The following is a 17,732-nucleotide window of genomic DNA, read 5'->3' as shown; positions in this document are numbered from 1 at the left end:
ATGCCCGGATCAAGCAACAAAACCATGACCGCACCCGATTTTAACCGCGATGGCGCAACCCCGATGATGGTTCAGTTCCTTGAGCTGAAGGAACAGTATCAGGATTGCCTGCTGTTTTACCGGATGGGCGATTTTTACGAGCTGTTTTTTGACGATGCCGTCAAAGCCGCCGAAGCCCTTGATATTGCCCTGACAAAACGTGGCAAACATCAGGGAAACGACATTCCCATGGCCGGGGTTCCGGTTCATAGCCACGAAACCTATTTGCAGCGTTTGATCCGCAAGGGGTTTCGCGTCGCCGTATGCGAACAGATGGAAGACCCGGCAGAGGCCAAAAAACGCGGCGCAAAATCGGTGGTCAAACGCGATGTGGTGCGCCTGATTACACCTGGCACCCTGACCGAAGACAGCCTGCTTGATGCGCGTCGCCATAATTATCTGGCGGCCATTGCCGATGTGCGCGGCAAAATGGGCGTGGCGTGGCTCGATATTTCGACCGGTGATTTTTATGTGCAGCCCTGCACCCTGCCCGGTCTGGGCGCTGCCCTTGCCCGGCTTGACCCCGGCGAAGTCTTGATTTCGGACCGTTTGTTGAACCGGTCGGAAATGTTCGACCTGTATAACGATTATAAAAACATCATCACCCCGCAGCCTGCCGCCCGGTTTGACCCCGCCAATGCCGAATTGCGCCTGAAAAAGCTGTATGACGTGGCCGCCCTGGATGCCTTTGGCGGGTTTGAAACCGCCGAGCTTTCGGCCGCCGGTGCGTTGATTGACTATATTGAGCTGACCCAAAAGGGCCAGATGCCGCGCCTGTCGCCGCCAACACGAATGGCACAGGGCGCGGCAATGGAAATTGATGCCGCAACCCGGCGCAGCCTTGAACTGACCCAGACCCAAACCGGCGAGCGCAAGGGATCACTGTTATCGGTGATTGACCGCACCCGCACCGGGGCCGGGGCACGGTTGCTGGCTGCCCGGCTGTCAGCGCCGTTAACCGAGGCCGACAGCATCAACCGCCGCCTTGATCTGGTCAGCTATTTTCATGACCACGATGATTTGCGCACCGATTTACGCGCGTCCTTGTCAGAATGCCCCGATATTGAACGTGCGCTATCGCGCCTGTCAATTGGCCGGGGTGGCCCGCGCGATCTGGCATCCTTGCGCGATGGTCTGGCCTGCGCCTTTGCCATTCGCAATCTGCTCGATCACCCGGCAAGCAACAGCCTTGATACCCTGCCCGCGTCCTTAAACGACCATTTATCGGAAATGGGTCATCATGGCGATCTGGTCGATTTACTGCGCCGGGCACTGGCCGAAAGCCTGCCGTTAATGGCGCGCGATGGCGGCTTTATTGCCACGGGCTATCACCCGCCGCTTGATGAATTGCGCATGCTTTCAAGCGAAAGCAAAAAACTGATCGCCAATTTGCAGGCCCGCTATATCGAACAAACTGCGATTAGCAGCCTGAAGGTCAAACACAATAACGTTCTGGGCTATTTTATCGAGGTGCCCGCCAAACAGGGCGACAAGATGATGGAAGTTGATGAATTTATTCATCGGCAGACCATGGCCAATGCGGTGCGTTTTACCACCGTTGCCCTGTCCGAACTTGAAGGCCGGGTGTCCAAGGCTGGCGATCAGGCCATGGCGCTGGAACTTGACCTGTTTGCCGATCTGGTAACATCGGTTCTGGTTCATGCCGACCCGATTGCCCGGTGTGCGCAGGCACTGGCCGGACTGGATGTGTCATCCTCCCTTGGCGAGTTGGCCCGCGATCAGGGCTGTGTGCGCCCGATCATTGATAACAGCCTGTCGTTTGACATACGCGCCGGACGCCACCCGGTGGTGGAAGCGGCCCTGAAAAATGCCGGCGAATCGCCGTTTGTGGCCAATGATTGCCGGTTGGAAGACGAACAAAAATTATGGCTGATTACCGGCCCCAACATGGCAGGTAAATCGACCTTTTTGCGCCAAAACGCCTTGATCGCGGTGATGGCGCAAATTGGGGCTTTCGTACCCGCACAATCGGCCCATATCGGGGCGATTGACCGGCTGTTTTCGCGGGTCGGTGCTGCCGATGACCTGGCGCGCGGGCGATCGACCTTTATGGTCGAAATGGTCGAAACTGCCGCCATTATTAACCAGGCCACCGACCGGTCGTTGGTGATTTTGGATGAAATCGGCCGGGGAACATCGACCTTTGATGGTTTGTCCATCGCGTGGGCAGTGGTGGAAAACCTGCATGAAGTGAATAAATGCCGGGGGCTTTTTGCCACCCATTACCACGAATTAACCGCCCTTGCCGCCAAGCTGGACCATTTATCGTGCCACACCATGCTGATCAAGGAATGGCAGGAGGAAGTTGTGTTTTTGCACGAAGTTGGCCCCGGCAGTGCGGACCGGTCCTATGGCATTCATGTCGCCCAGCTGGCCGGGTTGCCCAAGGCCGTGATCAAACGCGCTGAACAGGTGCTTAAAACCCTGGAAAAAGGGCAACAGGGCAGCGGTGTTGCCAAACTGGCCGATGATTTACCCCTGTTTGCCGCCGCCATGGCGCAGGTGGAAAAGGAAGAAAAATCATCCGCACCGGCCCTGTCAGACCAGCAAAAAGCCCTGTTGAGCGCCATGGACGATATGGACCCCGACGATATGTCGCCGCGTGATGCGCTAGATGCCCTGTACCGGTTGCGTGCCTTGCAAAAGCAGGCGGCGACCTGATCGGGCTGCCTGCTTTGTTTGAAGTCATTTCAGGCGGGCACTGGAAAAAACGGTTTTTTGCCAGATATATAAAAGGGCAAGCTGGCGAATATTTTGCTGGTAATACAGGGTATGGCGGGCAAAAATCGTCAGGCTATTGCCCTGTTATTGCCCGGCCAGGCAAAAGATAATGCCGCTGCGGCCACACCATGCCTGACTGCGCCCGAAACGTGCCCGTTCCCTGCAAGCCCGGACCAAGGACACCGCATTCCATTATGCTAAAAATCAAAAACCAGCGTGATATTATCGACCGTCGCACCGTTTATACCAAACTTGGCGATATCGGCCGCGACAATGATTTAAAACCGCTCAAGCAACGCGCTGCCATTCTGGTCTGCTTAAAGGAAACACTGCAGCACGGGCGCGATGAAATTCGTTCGCGCTTTGAAGAGAGCAATTCCGGGCACAATGCCGTTTTTTCCTACAGCTTTCTGATCGACCAGATCGTTCGGTTGATTCATGATTACGCGATTGAATTTGCCTATCCCCTGCATAACCCGACCAAGGAACAACGCATGTCAGTTGTTGCTGTTGGCGGCTATGGCCGGGGCGATATGGCGCCGCATTCCGATGTCGATATCCTGTTTTTGTTTCCCTACAAACAAACCGCGCACGGCGAACAGGTTGTTGAATATATTCTGTATATGCTGTGGGATCTGGGCCTGAAGGTGGGCCATGCCACCCGGTCGGTCGATGATTGCCTGCGCATGGCCAAACAGGACATCACCATTCGCACCAACCTGTTAGAAAGCCGCTATGTCTGGGGCGATGAAGCCATTTACGACCAGTTCCGCACCCGTTTTATGGAAGAACTGGTCAAGGGCAGCGGCCTTGAATTTATTGAAGCCAAGCTGAACGAACGTGATGACCGCCATATTCGCATGGGCGATTCGCGCTATGTGGTTGAACCCAACGTCAAGGACGGCAAAGGCGGCCTGCGCGATTTGCACACCCTGTTCTGGATTGGCAAATACCTGTATCGCGTTAACACGCCAATGGAACTGGTGGATCAGCGCGTTTTGACCAAAAAAGAAGCGCAGGGGTTTTTAAAGGCGCAGAACTTTTTATGGTCGGTGCGCTGCTGGCTGCATTACCTGTCGGACCGGCCCGAAGACCGCCTGACATTTGACATGCAAAGCGAAATTGCCGCCCATCTTGGCTATACCGACCATGCCGGTGCCAGTGGTGTTGAACGCTTCATGAAGCACTATTACCTGATGGTCAAACATGTGGGCAATCTGACCCGCATTTTCTGTGCGGCCCTGGAAGAACGCCATCAGCGCCGCCCGCTGATCCGGTTTCCGGCGCGCTTTTTTGGCAACAAGGAAATTGACGGTTTTCAGCTGCGCAATGACCGGCTGGCCGTTGAAAGCCGCGATGTTTTTCGGCAAGACCCGATCCAGATGTTGCGGCTGTTTCTGGTCGCCCATCAAAACGGGGTCGGTATTCATCCCGAAAGCCTGCGCTGGGTGACGCAAAATTTGCAATTGATTGACCAGAACTTGCAAAAGGACCCGGCGGCAAATGCCGTTTTCCTGCAAATTCTGACCCACAAGGTCACGCCCGATATTCCGCTGCGCAAAATGAACGAAGCCGGTGTTTTGGGCCGTTTTGTGCCCGATTTTGGCCGTGTCGTCGCGCAAATGCAGTATGACATGTACCATACCTACACTGTCGACGAGCACACCATCCGCGCCATTGGCATTGTCAACCAGATCGAATGTGGCGACCTTGCCGAAGAAGCCCCGGTGGCAACATCGGTCATTCACAAGGTCATTTCGCGCCAGGTTCTATATGTTGCCACACTGTTACATGACATTGCCAAAGGGCGCGGCGGCGATCATTCCGAACTGGGGGCGGAGGTGGCCGAAAAACTGTGCCCACGCCTGGGCCTCAGCCCGGCGGATACTGAAACCGTGGCGTGGCTGGTGAAAGCGCATTTATGGATGAGTGCGACCGCGTTTAAACGCGATTTGAACGACCCCACCACCATTCGGGCCTTTGGCGATCTGGTCCAGTCACAAGAACGTTTGCGTTTGTTGCTGTGTTTGACCGTTGCCGATATTCGTGCGGTTGGCCCCAATGTCTGGAACGGCTGGAAGGCCAGCCTTCTGCGCGAGCTTTATTATGCCACCGATGATTTGTTATCCGGCGGGTTAAACGCCGATAGCCGCGATTCGCGCGTGGCGCGGGCCCAAAACAAGGTCCGCGAAGCCCTGACAGGCTGGGACACAAAGGATATCGAAGATTTCATCGAGCGTGGATATCCGTCTTACTGGCTGAGCTTTGATACCGAAACCCAGATGCGCCATGCCGAACTGACCCGGGATGCCAAAAAATCCGGTGCGGATATTACGATTAATACCCGCATTGAAACCGATATGGATGCCACCGAAATCACGGTTCACACGACCGACCATCCCGGCCTGTTTTCGCAAATTGCCGGGGCAATGGCGGTATGTGGTGCCAGCATTGTTGATGCCAAAATCCTGACACTCAGCGACGGCATGGCGCTTGATACCTTCTGGATTCAGGATGCCAATGGCGAAGCCTTTAACGACAAGGGCCGCATTACAAAGCTGCGCAAAACACTGGAACAGGTTATTTCCGGTCAATTGCGCCCCAGCAGCGAAATTAAAAAACGCCAGGTTGTTGATAACAAAGCCAGAACAGCGGTGTTTAAGGTCGAACCCAACGTTATTATCGATAACAAGGCCAGCCGGACCCACACCGTTATTGAGGTGACCGCACGCGACCGCCAGGGCTTGCTGTATGACATCACCCGGGTGTTACGAGACCTGTCATTGCAAATTGCATCGGCCCGTATTTCGACCTTTGGCGAACGCGCGGTTGACGTTTTTTATGTGAAGGATGTTTTTGGTTTGAAAATCGACAGCCGAACCAAATTTGTTCAGATCAAGGAAAACCTGACCGATATTTTGAACAATGACGGGTGATGTCGGTTATTAAGGGGAAATACCTCACGGGAACGACATGACGAGAGCAAGGGTATCACCACCAACTGATATCCGCGATTTTCGCGGATTGGCTTGCTCAGAGCTATACAGGTCGGGGGTCCCTGTTTTTTGCTCTCGTCAGTCAATTGCAACTGCTCGTGTCCCAACGAAACCTAGTCTCATTACAATATACCGGGCTAAGTCAATAAGCCTGTGACAGCCGTCACAAGCCATAAATATTTTGTGAGGGTGCGGTGCCATCTCGCGACAAAATTACCTATTCTTTCACCTTCCAGTGGCAATCTCGCGGCTGAAAAATTGCATCTGCTGCATCTATAACCCTCAGAACCCGTCGGATTAGAACACCATGTCGCTTGTTCGTTCAATTGCCACCGTCAGTGGCTTTACCCTGCTGTCACGGTTGCTGGGCTTTGCCCGCGACATTCTGATTGCCGCAATGCTGGGTGCGGGTGGCATGGCCGATGCGTTTTTCGTCGCCTTTAAATTTCCCAACCTGTTTCGCCGCCTGTTTGGCGAAGGGGCATTTTCGGTGGCGTTTATTCCGCTACTGGCGGGCGATATTGAAAAACACGGCATCGAGGAAGCACGCGATTTTGCCGCCAATGCCCTGTCAATTCTGGTGGTGATAACCGGTTTTCTGGTGGCAATTATCGAAATAATCATGCCGTGGGCGATGATGGTTTTTGCCCCCGGCTTTTCCGAAGACCCGGAAAAACTCCACCTTGCCATCGAATTATCGCGCATCACATTCCCCTATCTGGCGTTTATTTCGGCTGTAGCCCTGATGTCGGGCATTTTAAATACCCTGCATCGCTATGCCGCCGCCGCCGCCGCCCCGGTTGTTTTAAATATTTTCATGATCGGTGCCCTTCTGGGCCTGACCCCGATAACACAAACCCCGTCCCATGCCCTGGCATGGGGGGTGATGATGGCCGGGATCGGCCAGTTTGTCTGGCTGATGATTGCCTGCAAACGCGCCGGATTTGCCATTCGCTGGCAAATGCCCCGGCTCGACGACAAGGTAAAGCTGCTGGGAAAGCGCATGATCCCGGGCATGATCGGGGTGGGTGTTTATCAGTTAAACCTGCTGATCGACACCATGCTGGCATCCATGGTGTCAGACGGGGCGGTTTCCTGGCTTTATTACGCGGATCGGGTCCATCAATTACCCCTTGGCGTCATTGGCATTGCCATTGGCACCGCCATGTTGCCCACCCTGTCGCGCCAGTTACAGGGCAATGATCCGTCGATTGCGATGTATAGCCAGAACCGCGGCATTGAAATTGCGCTGTTGCTAACCCTGCCTGCGGCGGTGGCTTTGGCGGTTATGGGCATTCCGATTATCAATGTTTTGTTTCAGCGCGGGGCCTTTACCGCCACCGAAACCAGTGCGACCGGCATGGCGCTCACCATTTTTGCCTGCGGCTTGCCCGCATCGGTGTTGGTCAAGGTGCTGGCACCGGGATTTTTCGCCCGCGAAGACACCAAAACACCGATCCGTATCGGCATTATTTGCATGTTGCTTAATATCGGTATGATCGTTGTGTTAATGCCGTTTTTCGGCCATCTGGGCATTGCGGCCGCCACGGCCGTTTCAGCCTGGATCAATGCCGTTTCGCTGGGAATAACCCTGCATAAACGCAAACATCTGGTGCTTGACCCGCGCTTAAAACGCCGCCTGCCCCGTATTTTACTGTCATCGGCCCTGATGGGCCTGACCTTATGGGGTGCAATTTTTGCCCTGTGGCATGCCAATGACAGCGCCCTTATGCGCATGGTGACAATGGCCGGGGTGGTCATTGCCGGAATGGTGGTTTACGCCGTGATCGCCCAGCTTAGCGGTGCCACCAGCTTTCGCGAACTTAAATCAACCCTGCGGCGCGGCAATCCGGCCTAATATCAGGTCTTTATGAGAATGACTCTTGGAGATCTGGTTAGGCGCGACGGCACCGCGCGGCCCGTGCCGTAAAAGGCAAGGGCTCAATGAGCCCGCCCGCCGATTAAGGGGCTCGTTGATCGGTTTCGATCAGCGAGCTTTAGGAAAGGTGCCCAGCAACATGATGGCAAACGGCATTTTTTCGCGATTGGCGACAAGTGCCTTGACCTGCTGGCGCTGGGGGGCTTAACTCCGCGCTCTGTTCGGATGCTCGTCCGCCGGCGGGTGTCCACAACCTGGCGGAGCATGCGGACCTTTTTTGAACCTTCCTGAAATGGACGATACACATGCAACGTGTTTTTTCGGGCGCACAGCCCACCGGCAATCTTCATCTTGGCAACTATCTGGGTGCTATTCGGAACTGGGTCACCCTTCAGAACGACTTTGAGTGCATTTATTGCGTCGTCGATCTGCATGCCATCACCGTCTGGCAAGAACCGACCGAATTGCGCTCCAACATCCGCGAACTCGCTGCTAGCATGATTGCATCGGGGATTGATCCGGAAAAACACATTCTGTTTAACCAAAGCCAGGTTTCCGCCCATGCCGAACTGGCGTGGATTTTTAACTGTGTCGCCCGTATGGGCTGGTTAAACCGCATGACCCAGTTCAAGGAAAAAGCTGGCAAACACCGCGAAAACGCATCCCTGGGCCTATATGCCTATCCCAGCCTGATGGCGGCTGACATTCTGGCCTATAAGGCCACCCATGTGCCGGTGGGCGAAGACCAGAAACAGCATCTAGAGCTGACCCGCGATATCGCAATTAAATTCAACAATGACTTCAAGGTCGACGGTTTCTTTCCGACACCGGAACCGCTGATTTTAGGCCCGGCTACCCGGGTGATGTCTTTGCGCGATGGTACGAAAAAAATGTCCAAATCCGATACCTCGGACATGGCGCGTATCAACATGACCGATGATGCCGATACCCTGGCAAAGAAAATCCGCAAGGCCAAAACCGATGCCGAACCGCTGCCGTCCGAAGCAGAAGGTCTGGAAGGACGCCCCGAAGCCCGCAATCTGGTCACCATCTATGCCGCCCTGCTCGATAAACCGGTGGCAGATGTGCTGGCCGAACATGGCGGCATTCAGTTTTCCGGCTTTAAACAGGCCCTGACCGACGTGGTGGTCGAAAAACTGGCCCCGATCACCGAAGAAATGGCCCGTTTGAAAAACGATACCGCCTATATCGATGCCACCCTTTCCAAGGGGGCCGAACGCGCCAACGCCATTGCCCAGCCGATCCTGCGCGAGGTCAAGGAAGTGGTCGGCTTTCTCAACGGCTGATACCAAACCCTGCTGATCGGCCTTATGTCAGGCCGTTGCTGAGCGTAAATATCATAAAAGGCCCGATCCTGGCTTAACCGGGATCGGGCCTTTTATGATCAGCGCGGCTGCATCTGACGGCCCAAAATTCGAAAAATTGCCTGATCAGATCGAACCACCAGATCTTTGCTGCTTTTGCATGGCTTGGTATTTTTGCAAACCATCCATCATGGTCTGGCTAAACCATGCCCCAACCGGGGCCTGACCGGCATTATGCTGTTCGGCTTCGCGCACCAAAGGATGCGCCTCCAACGTGTCGGCATTGGCTGCCATTGGCTGTGTGGCCGTTCCACGCGGGTTATTGTGGGCAACCGGTTGGTTGTCATTGCGTGACCGTGACGGGGCATTGTTATTCCCGCCCGTGTCATTATCTGATTGAGCCATAGGCCCCAGCCCAAGCGCCGAATTAAACCGGGCTGCCATTTCAGCAGCCGACAATACCGGGCCGTTTGCCGAACCATCGCTGGCGACGGCATCGGTCATCATCGCGGGGTTTATATTGTCCGAAAACGCGCTCTGTTGGGATCGCGCCTTGATCAATTCACCCTGAATTTCATTGCCAAATACCGGGCCGGCAACACGACCGGTATTTCCGGCCCGCTGCCACACCGTCGCACCCTTGTCATGATTGATATGAACATTGCCCGACAAGCGCGCAGATGACGTAACCGGGTCGCGCTGTGCCAACAGTTTGGAGGCATAATCGCTGTGCCCTGCCCGCGCCAAAGTAACGGCAAGTTCTGCCGGGTCGGCTGATTTACCGGCCTGGGTTGCGGCATCTTCAAAGGACGAGGATGAATTGGGGTTTTGCGTTGCCGCGGCCGCATTATTTGCCCCGGCAAAGGGCATCCCGGCAGAAAATGCCGCTTGGCTGGCGGCCGATACCGGCGTTACCCCCGGATTTTGGACAACATTTTCAGCCCCCGACGATGCTTTACCAAAAGGTAACGCCTGATTTTGGGCCTGTTGTGCGCCCGGCTGATTCCCGGCCATGACCGATGCCATTGAGGTATCGCCAACCGACCACGGCAAGACCAGACCATTGGCCCCGGCTTGCGTCGCGGCAGCACTTTCCAAACCGGTTTTGGCACTGCCAGCGCCATCATCGTTCTGCGCCACTGCGGTTGCAGCGGCAGGGTCAGCATCGCTGTCATCGCCCTCAAACAGGGCAAGAACATGTGCGCCCGTGTCTTCGCCAGTGGTTCCCTCAACCGCGGCATCAATTGCCGCCCCGGCCAGGCCAAAAATACCGCCAAACAGGCCGCCACCAACAACGCGGGCGGCATTGCCCATCTGGTCGCCGGTCAATTCGCGATACAGCGCCCCAACAACCGGAATATGTTGCAGGGGATTAATCACATCAATGATGTCGCCAAAATCAAAGCCATCATCGCCAAACAGGAAACTGGCAAATCCACCCGATTCACCGTTTTCATCTGCTTCTTGCGCAGTTGCACCGGTTTTGGCTGCACCTTGTTGTGCGCCATTTGCCGTTTGTGCCCCTGCACCGGGCGATAATTGCCGCCAATCTGCACCTATCGACATCGCGATCCTCCTCTTGGCAAAGAGATATGCAACCATGATGCCAAATTGGGATTTTCGGCGTTATTTTCAGGATTCTGCCCCAAAATAGCCCCGATCAAAGGGCCAGAAACCCGGCATAAAGACCCGCACAAACAAATGTCCCGGCAGAAGCTGCCGGGACATGCGGATGTTTTTACATCAAAGATCAAACCGAACCGGGCGGAGCCTGCCTTTAAAACAAATGCCCGGCCCGTTCTTTTTTGGTTTGCAGGTAAAACGCATTATGGCCGTTCGAGGGAAATTTATGCGGCACACGCTCGCTAACCTCAACGCCCCAGCTTTCCAGCCCGCGCAGTTTTTCCGGGTTGTTGGTTAAGATCCGCACCGATGAAAAACCAAGCTGGCGTAACATTTCGGCCGCCGGGCGATACACCCGTTCATCGGCATCAAAACCCAGTTCTTCGTTCGCATCGAGCGTATCAAAACCGCGGTCCTGCAAGGCATAGGCACGCAATTTATTGACCAGCCCAATGCCGCGCCCTTCCTGACGCAGATACAAAACAATGCCGCCTTTGCCACTGGCCGATATTTCGGCAATGGCACCGCGCAATTGCGGGCCACAGTCACAACGCAACGACCCGATCAGATCGCCGGTAAAACATTCGGAATGCAAACGCACCAATACCGGCACGTCGGCTGCCGGTTCATCAATGATAATGGCAATATGTTCCTGCCCGCCATCGGCCGGGCGAAAGGCGACAACGCGGGTATTTTCCGCATTTTCCAGCGGCACACGCGCTTCGCTTACCTGGCGCAACGACCCGGCAGCAGCATCTTCATAGCCATTTACCCATTCTTCCGCCAAAATCAGCAGGTTTTCACGGGTGGCAAATTCATCAATTTTTGCCGGGTCCACCGGCACGCTGACAATGGCGGGCAACAGACGTGCCAGCTTTGCCAGTCGAATGGCGGCATCTTCGTCGGATTGGGTGGTGCGCCAGGTTGCGACTGGTTTTTCAACCATATCAAGCAGCGGATTGGCCCAAACCCCCAATGTCAGGCAATCGACATTGGCATGATTTTGCGGTTGCAGGGCACAAAAACCACTGTTGGCATCAACATGGCCAAGGGCACGAGCGCGCACGCGCGGCAACACCAGGGCAATGTCGGCGGCATTTAGGGCAATCGCACGCAAACGTTCCAGCCCGTGATCAGACAAGGGCTCGGTCGCAATCGCGGCGATTGCGCTTTTGGCAGACCGGATCAATATCATTTCGCCCCGGCGCAAGTCGGCAACGGCACGGGAAACCGAAATCAGCTCGGTTGTTGAAATTTCGGAACGGGCCGAAAGGCTGTTGGGCGTGGTCATCGTCATACTTAATTTTAATACCGTTTCAGGGCCAAAGCGATCACAACATCGCGATCAGGCCGGTATGGGGCTGGATCATTCGTTCGTCAATGTCTAAAGCCAAAACAGTTTGTTCTTGAAAAAGTGACGATTAGAGTGTGAGACTCGTTTATATTGCAAATAGGCAACGCACACCTAATTGCCACAAAAAAGAACAGGGCCTGAATATAGACCGAATTTAGGGACCAGCAAGGGATGGCAATGACGACAGGAAAACAGGTTTTAGTGGTTGAAGATGACACGGCGTTAAGCCAGTCACTGACCGAACAACTTCGCCTGCATGAAGAATTTGATTGCGTTGTTGCCCATAGCGGCCAGGAAGCGCTTGAAGCCGTTAAAGACAACTATTTTGACGTCATTTTGCTTGATGTTGGCCTGCCCGATATTGATGGCCGCGATGTCTGCAAACTGATGCGGCGCGCCGGGGTGAAATCCCCCGTTATCATGCTGACCGGTGCCAACAGCGATTCGGACACCATTTTAGGTCTTGAATCCGGTGCGAATGATTATGTCACCAAACCGTTCCGTTTGAATGTGTTGCTGGCCCGTATTCGTGCCCATATTCGCCAGCATGAACAAAGCGAAGACGCGGTTTTTGCCATTGGCCCCTACAGCTTTCAGCCCAGCGCCAAAATTCTGATCGAAACCACAACTGAAAAGAAAATTCGCCTGACGGAAAAAGAAACCTCGATCCTGAAATTTCTGTTTCGCGCCGGCGATAAACCCGTTTCACGTGAAACCCTGCTTGATGAAGTCTGGGGTTACAATGCCGGGGTAACCACGCACACGCTGGAAACCCACGTTTACCGGTTGCGCCAAAAAATCGAAAAAGACCCGTCAAACGCAACTATTCTGGTGACAGAGCCTGGTGGCTATAAACTGGTCCCCTGAGCGCAAAGACCGGCATTCAAAAAGCAGGATAACGATGATGGCATTGTTATCCTGCAGGCGGTTTTTTTGCCGCATCTTAAAAAACAGCACAATTTTTTTCACAAACCGGATCGCCCACCGTCTTGCTATCGCAGCCGGAATTTCGCCCTGCAATCCCGGTAAATTTTCACGCATCCGCATTTTAGCAAAAAGTCGCCAAAACCCGATTTTTTGGTCAAATCCGGCGCTATTTCAGCCGTTTTGGTCGATATTATAGGCGCGATGACCAAAAATTGCCGTCCCAATCCGGACATGGGTGGCGCCAAGGCGAATTGCGGTCTCGTAATCGCTGCTCATGCCCATACTGCGGATCTTCAAGCCATGGCGATCGGCAATTTTCCCCAGCAACGCAAAATGCGGGGCCGGTTCTTCGTCCACTGGCGGAATGCACATCAAACCGGTCACAGGTAATTTCAACTCATTCACACATTGGGCAATAAAATCATCGGCATCTTGCGGGGCGATACCTGCCTTTTGCGCTTCGCACCCGATATTGATCTGAATATAAAGCTCCGGACAATGGCCTGTTTCATCGCGCAGGCGGGCAAATGTACGGGCCAGTTTAGGCCGGTCCAGGGTTTCGATGACATCAAACAGGGCCATGGCCTCGCGCGCCTTGTTGCTTTGCAAAGGGCCGATCAGGTGTAGTTCAACACCGCTAAAATCCTGTTTTAACTGCGGCCATTTTTCGGCGGCTTCCTGCACCCGGTTCTCGCCAAAAATACGGCGTCCGGTACCAAGCGCTCCGCGCACATGATCTGCATCGTGGGTTTTGCTGACACAAACCAGGGTAACCGCGCTGCTGTCGCGCCCGACAGACGTGGCGGCCTGATCTATGTTGCCCTGAATAAGGGCAAGGTTGGCGGCGATATCGACATCGCCCGACGAAACGCTATGATCGCTCATAATATGCAAGATCCCGATTCAGTGCCCAAAAGAAAGGACGTTACAACGCAATGGAGCCCAAACTAGCAAAGCTTGCCCGGCAACTCAATTTGCGTAACGCCCCTGCTAGCGCCTTGCCTGCCATTATCGTCATGACAGACGACCAGCGCCTGCCCGACCCTCGCCCGGCCCTTGCCCGGTTGCCCACACACAGCATGGTAATTTTTCGTCATTATAACCATCCCGAGCGGGCCAGAATGGCAAACAGCATCCGCCGTGCCTGCCGGAAATATGGGCATCTGTTTTTTGTGGCCAGTGATGTTGCCCTGGCAGTTCGAGTAAAAGCCGACGGTATTCATGTGCCAGACCATGGGCAAAAACACCTGTCACGCCTCCTTGACCTTGCCTGCACACACAATTTTGCGATCAGTGCCTCCCTGCACGGGCTGGCGCAATTCAATCGCTTGCGTCCGTTTATTCACCGTCTGGATGCCGTGATTATTTCACCGGTATTTCCCACCAAAAGCCATCCCGGTGCCAAAACAATGCCCGCCCCGACTTTTCACCGGTTAGCGGCATTGGCGGCGCAAAGTGGCTGTGCGGCCTATGCCCTTGGCGGGATCCGTTTTGATCGCTTATACCAGATTAAATCCGCGCCAGTTTGCGGCATTGCCGGGATCAGCTTTGCCACCTAAATTGCCTTGCATTGTTGTTTGCCGCTTTATCCGTCTGGTCCACCTTGTTTCCTCGCCGCCTTCCAAAGGACACTACTTTGGCTTCACATTCCCTGCATCCGTCGCGCGCCCGTTTTACCCGTTTTAAAACAAAGCAGCCTTTCAGCTTTGGCTTGCCCAATGTTGCGACAAACATCGCCCAGCAATCCGATGGCAGTGCCAGCTATATAACCCGGGTATCCTCGCTTTTGCGCCAGCAGGTTTTACCAACGGCGGCATCGGTTAAAATTGTGTCTGACAATATCTATCTCGATGTGCTGGCCAAGCCACACTGGCAGCAAACCTTTGACCGCAAGCGGGTATTGTTTTTGGTTCCCGCCGATGCGTTAGGCGATTGCGTCGGCATGGTGATGTTTTTGCGCGCGTTTCGGGCGGCTTATCCGGCCTGTAAAATCGGGCTGTTAAACACGGGCCGTGCCAGCGATATCTTTGCCACCATGGAAAATGTCGAAATTTTCCAATTATTCATATCCGCCACCCGGTTAAAACGGTTTGATGCCATTATTGATCTTTCGGAAATGACCGGTTGGAAAGATATTGCGATTGCCCCGGTTGATTGCGAAGGGGTTCTGTGCCGCGAGTTTGGCATATCGCCTGTCGCCCTTCCCGATATATCCCGATCATCACGATCATCCCCCGGCGTGGACGGCTTACACATCGGTATTTTGCCAATGGCATCGTCCCCCCTGCGCACCTTGCCACCGCAATTTGTTGCCCGCACCGCATTGGCGCTCAGCGGGCAAGCGGCCAAGGTATCAATTGTTCTCAATGCCTATCAGGGGGTAAAGGATGCCTATAAATCTGCCATTGGTACCCTGCCCGGCAATGTCGAGCTGATTGATGGCTTTAAAACCATTGGCGGGCTGATTGGCTTTATCGCCAGCCAAGGTTACGTCGTGGTAGCCGACAGCGGACCCGCGCATATTACCAAGCTGTTCGGAGTTCCGGGAACCGGTGTTTATACCTCGGCCTCGGCTGCTGTTTTGCATGGCCGGTTTACCAATATCAAAGCCTGGCAAAGCGACTATCGCGGCGATTATTGCGCCGCCCCTTGCGGACTGGCCAAACTGCACGCCACAGAAAAGGGCGAAATTGGCTGTATGGGAAGTCTCTCGGTTTCCAAAGACGCACTGGTTTCCCTGCCAACCCGCCGGGATGCGGCCCTTGTTCAGCACCTGACCACGATAGAACCGGTTCCGTGTGTGCGTCACCTTACGGCACATTTTGAGGCGTTCGAGGGTTTTGTAAAAACAGATATCTCGGCACGCGTGCTAAGATGAAGTTCCTTTGATTGGGAACGTATTGCGAGTCTTTCGATCGTTAAATGGATACATAAAACAAAAAAAGAGGGCACCAAAGGCACCCTCTTTCTTGCGATTTCTGATCGTCAACTTGATTAGAAGTCGAGACGCAGACCGGTAACAGCACCGTAGCCATCATTGTCGGCAGCAGAATTGTCGTTGTCATCATCAAACCAGAAGATCGATGATTTCCATGCAACGCCAGCGCCGAGCTGATAAGCAAGACCAAGATCAACCGTGCTCATTTCGCCGGTATTTGAAACGGTCGAGCTGCTCGAACGATTGCCGTAATCAGAATATGCGTAGCTCAAAGATACCTTTGCGGCGTCCATGGCGTAAGCAACACCGATGTCATAGGTATCGGTTTCATCACCAGAAGTCTGGCGATCGTTGATGCCATAATCGTCTTCGATGTGACCCCAGGAACCGCCAACGGTGAAGTTGCCAAGACCAACATTCGCGCCAAGGCCGTACCAGTTACCCTGACCTTTATGTTCGCCAACAGCGGACAGGCCGAGTGCAACACCATCAAAATCATGGTCGTAAGACAGACCGGCAGAAACAACCGGAAGACCTTCAGTTGTACCCTGACCCAGATTACCACCGGTGCCGCCAGCATTTTTGGCCTTGTCGCTATCAGTGTAAGAAACACCAGCGCGGAAGCCGCCCATGACCGGGGTAAAATACGTGATCTTGGGATCATCGCCATCACTCGGTACGGTATCGGGAAGGTAGGTGCTAACCCAGTTGGTCAAATCGCCGTCATTGACGCCAACCGGGCCGACTGCCGGTGCAGTGATGCCCATGTCGTCGGCGGCACCATCATCTTCACCCAATTTGATCTGACCAAAAGAACCATTGATGTACAGGTACTGTTCGTCAACCTGGTCGCCTGAGGTTTCGCCTTCAAGTTCAACAACAGCGCCAACTTCGATGCCGTTATCAAGGGTGGTCGAACCTTTGAAATGGATTTCGGTGTCGGACTGGAAAGCATTGACGTTGTCAAAGCCGTCTGACTGATCGGTGATACCAGCCCACTGTTCCATGTAACCGCCAACCGAAAGTTTGATTTTTTCGGATGCACTGGCAGAAACGGCAAAACCGGTAACGGCGACAAGAGCCGTGGTCGCAACAAGAATCTTTTTCATCTTTTCCCTCATTGAAAACAAACGCTGTTGGCGTTGGTTAGCAGAACATTTTTCTGTTTGCTGAGAGCCAATTAATCCAATAAATGACCGCTGGTCAATTGAAAGCGACAGCAAGCGTGATGTTTTTACCCAGCGCGTGATAAAAAGATCACAGTCTATCCGTCCATTCGGTGCGATCCGCTAAAAAATGTACATGGATTGCCATTTCCGATGAGCTACATGGCATTGCTTAAACTAAAATAAGAAGATTTAATGACCGCCAGTCATTATTTTGCCGCATTTCAAACTGGCACAGCCGACTATTTGACGTGAAAGCCAATACGGATGCCCGCAGAGACCCGTGAAAAATCCCAAAACGGGCCTGTAGCACGACTCCATACGCAGCAAAGTGGCAATGACATTCCGCCAATATAGAGGTTCAAATTTTCAGGAAATGAGGGATCCTGCTTTTAATTCATCTGGCGACGAATGCTCATTTTTACAGAGCCAGAACGCTTCACACAAAGAATGTCACAGAGATTTGGCTAAACCCCTGTTCAAACGCCATCAATTTAAAATCACAACGATTCGAACACATTGTAATCGCAGCCATTTTGCAGCCCGAACTGGCAATTTACACAGTAAGCCCTGAAAACAGCCCAAATATAAGGTGTCCATTAAAAAATTCCGAGACTAACGCAATGCTCCATCCAACCGCTTCTCATCTCGGAAAGCATCATATAACTCGCATTCGCAGTTACCTTGCGAAACCACCGGCTAATCTATCAAGAAAGAAAATTCAGACAAAAAAAGAAGGGAGC

Annotated in this window: 11 protein-coding genes; 7 read left to right on the top strand and 4 right to left on the bottom strand. The window is 53.7% G+C overall.

The annotated features are described in order from the left end of the window. The 4 genes from mutS to trpS all read left to right on the top strand — a co-directional run bounded on the left by mutS (position 1) and on the right by trpS (position 8,963). Positions 1 to 2,721, top strand: a complete 2,721-nt coding sequence (gene mutS, locus TMES_RS00980) for a DNA mismatch repair protein MutS (RefSeq protein WP_245835201.1) — start codon at positions 1 to 3, stop codon at positions 2,719 to 2,721. A 254-nt stretch (positions 2,722 to 2,975) separates the two neighbouring features. Next, a complete protein-coding gene (locus tag TMES_RS00975; protein WP_085578569.1) occupies positions 2,976 to 5,717 on the top strand; it encodes a [protein-PII] uridylyltransferase in 2,742 nt (913 codons plus the stop codon). A 367-nt stretch (positions 5,718 to 6,084) separates the two neighbouring features. After that, positions 6,085 to 7,635, top strand: a complete 1,551-nt coding sequence (gene murJ, locus TMES_RS00970) for a murein biosynthesis integral membrane protein MurJ (protein WP_085578567.1) — start codon at positions 6,085 to 6,087, stop codon at positions 7,633 to 7,635. Between the two features lie 326 nt (positions 7,636 to 7,961). Continuing rightward, entirely contained in the window at positions 7,962 to 8,963 is a 1,002-nt protein-coding gene (gene trpS / locus TMES_RS00965) for a tryptophan--tRNA ligase (protein ID WP_085578565.1), read from the top strand. A 144-nt stretch (positions 8,964 to 9,107) separates the two neighbouring features. Here trpS and TMES_RS00960 read toward each other — a convergent pair whose 3' ends face one another. Beyond that, on the bottom strand, positions 9,108 to 10,547 hold the full coding sequence (locus TMES_RS00960) for a hypothetical protein (RefSeq protein WP_085578563.1): 1,440 nt from the start codon (positions 10,545 to 10,547) through the stop codon (positions 9,108 to 9,110). 211 nt (positions 10,548 to 10,758) lie between these two features. Then, complete coding sequence (gene ribA / locus TMES_RS00955) at positions 10,759 to 11,895, bottom strand: GTP cyclohydrolase II (protein ID WP_143589497.1); 1,137 nt, start codon at positions 11,893 to 11,895, stop codon at positions 10,759 to 10,761. Positions 11,896 to 12,135: 240 nt separating this feature from the next. Between ribA and TMES_RS00950 the strand changes: the two genes are divergently transcribed. Beyond that, positions 12,136 to 12,825: a response regulator transcription factor gene (locus TMES_RS00950; RefSeq protein WP_085578559.1), complete on the top strand. Its 690-nt coding sequence runs from the start codon at positions 12,136 to 12,138 to the stop codon at positions 12,823 to 12,825. Positions 12,826 to 13,056: 231 nt separating this feature from the next. Here the strand turns inward: TMES_RS00950 and TMES_RS00940 are convergent, their stop codons facing one another. Beyond that, positions 13,057 to 13,770: a YggS family pyridoxal phosphate-dependent enzyme gene (locus TMES_RS00940; RefSeq protein WP_085578555.1), complete on the bottom strand. Its 714-nt coding sequence runs from the start codon at positions 13,768 to 13,770 to the stop codon at positions 13,057 to 13,059. A gap of 50 nt (positions 13,771 to 13,820) precedes the next feature. On the opposite strand from TMES_RS00940, the gene TMES_RS00935 reads away from it, so the two are divergent. Next, a complete protein-coding gene (locus TMES_RS00935) occupies positions 13,821 to 14,444 on the top strand; it encodes a thiamine phosphate synthase (protein ID WP_085578553.1) in 624 nt (207 codons plus the stop codon). A 77-nt stretch (positions 14,445 to 14,521) separates the two neighbouring features. Beyond that, positions 14,522 to 15,763 carry a glycosyltransferase family protein gene (locus TMES_RS00930; RefSeq protein ID WP_085578551.1) on the top strand — a complete coding sequence of 414 codons (1,242 nt, stop codon included), beginning with the start codon at positions 14,522 to 14,524 and terminating at the stop codon, positions 15,761 to 15,763. A gap of 116 nt (positions 15,764 to 15,879) precedes the next feature. On the opposite strand, the gene TMES_RS00925 is transcribed toward TMES_RS00930, so the two are convergent. Next, positions 15,880 to 16,932, bottom strand: a complete 1,053-nt coding sequence (locus tag TMES_RS00925) for a porin (RefSeq protein ID WP_085578549.1) — start codon at positions 16,930 to 16,932, stop codon at positions 15,880 to 15,882. Positions 16,933 to 17,732: the final 800 nt, after the last annotated feature.

It is taken from the genome of Thalassospira mesophila, from assembly GCF_002115755.1.
GTDB lineage: Bacteria > Pseudomonadota > Alphaproteobacteria > Rhodospirillales > Thalassospiraceae > Thalassospira > Thalassospira mesophila.
This window is presented reverse-complemented; position numbering and strand designations above follow the sequence as displayed.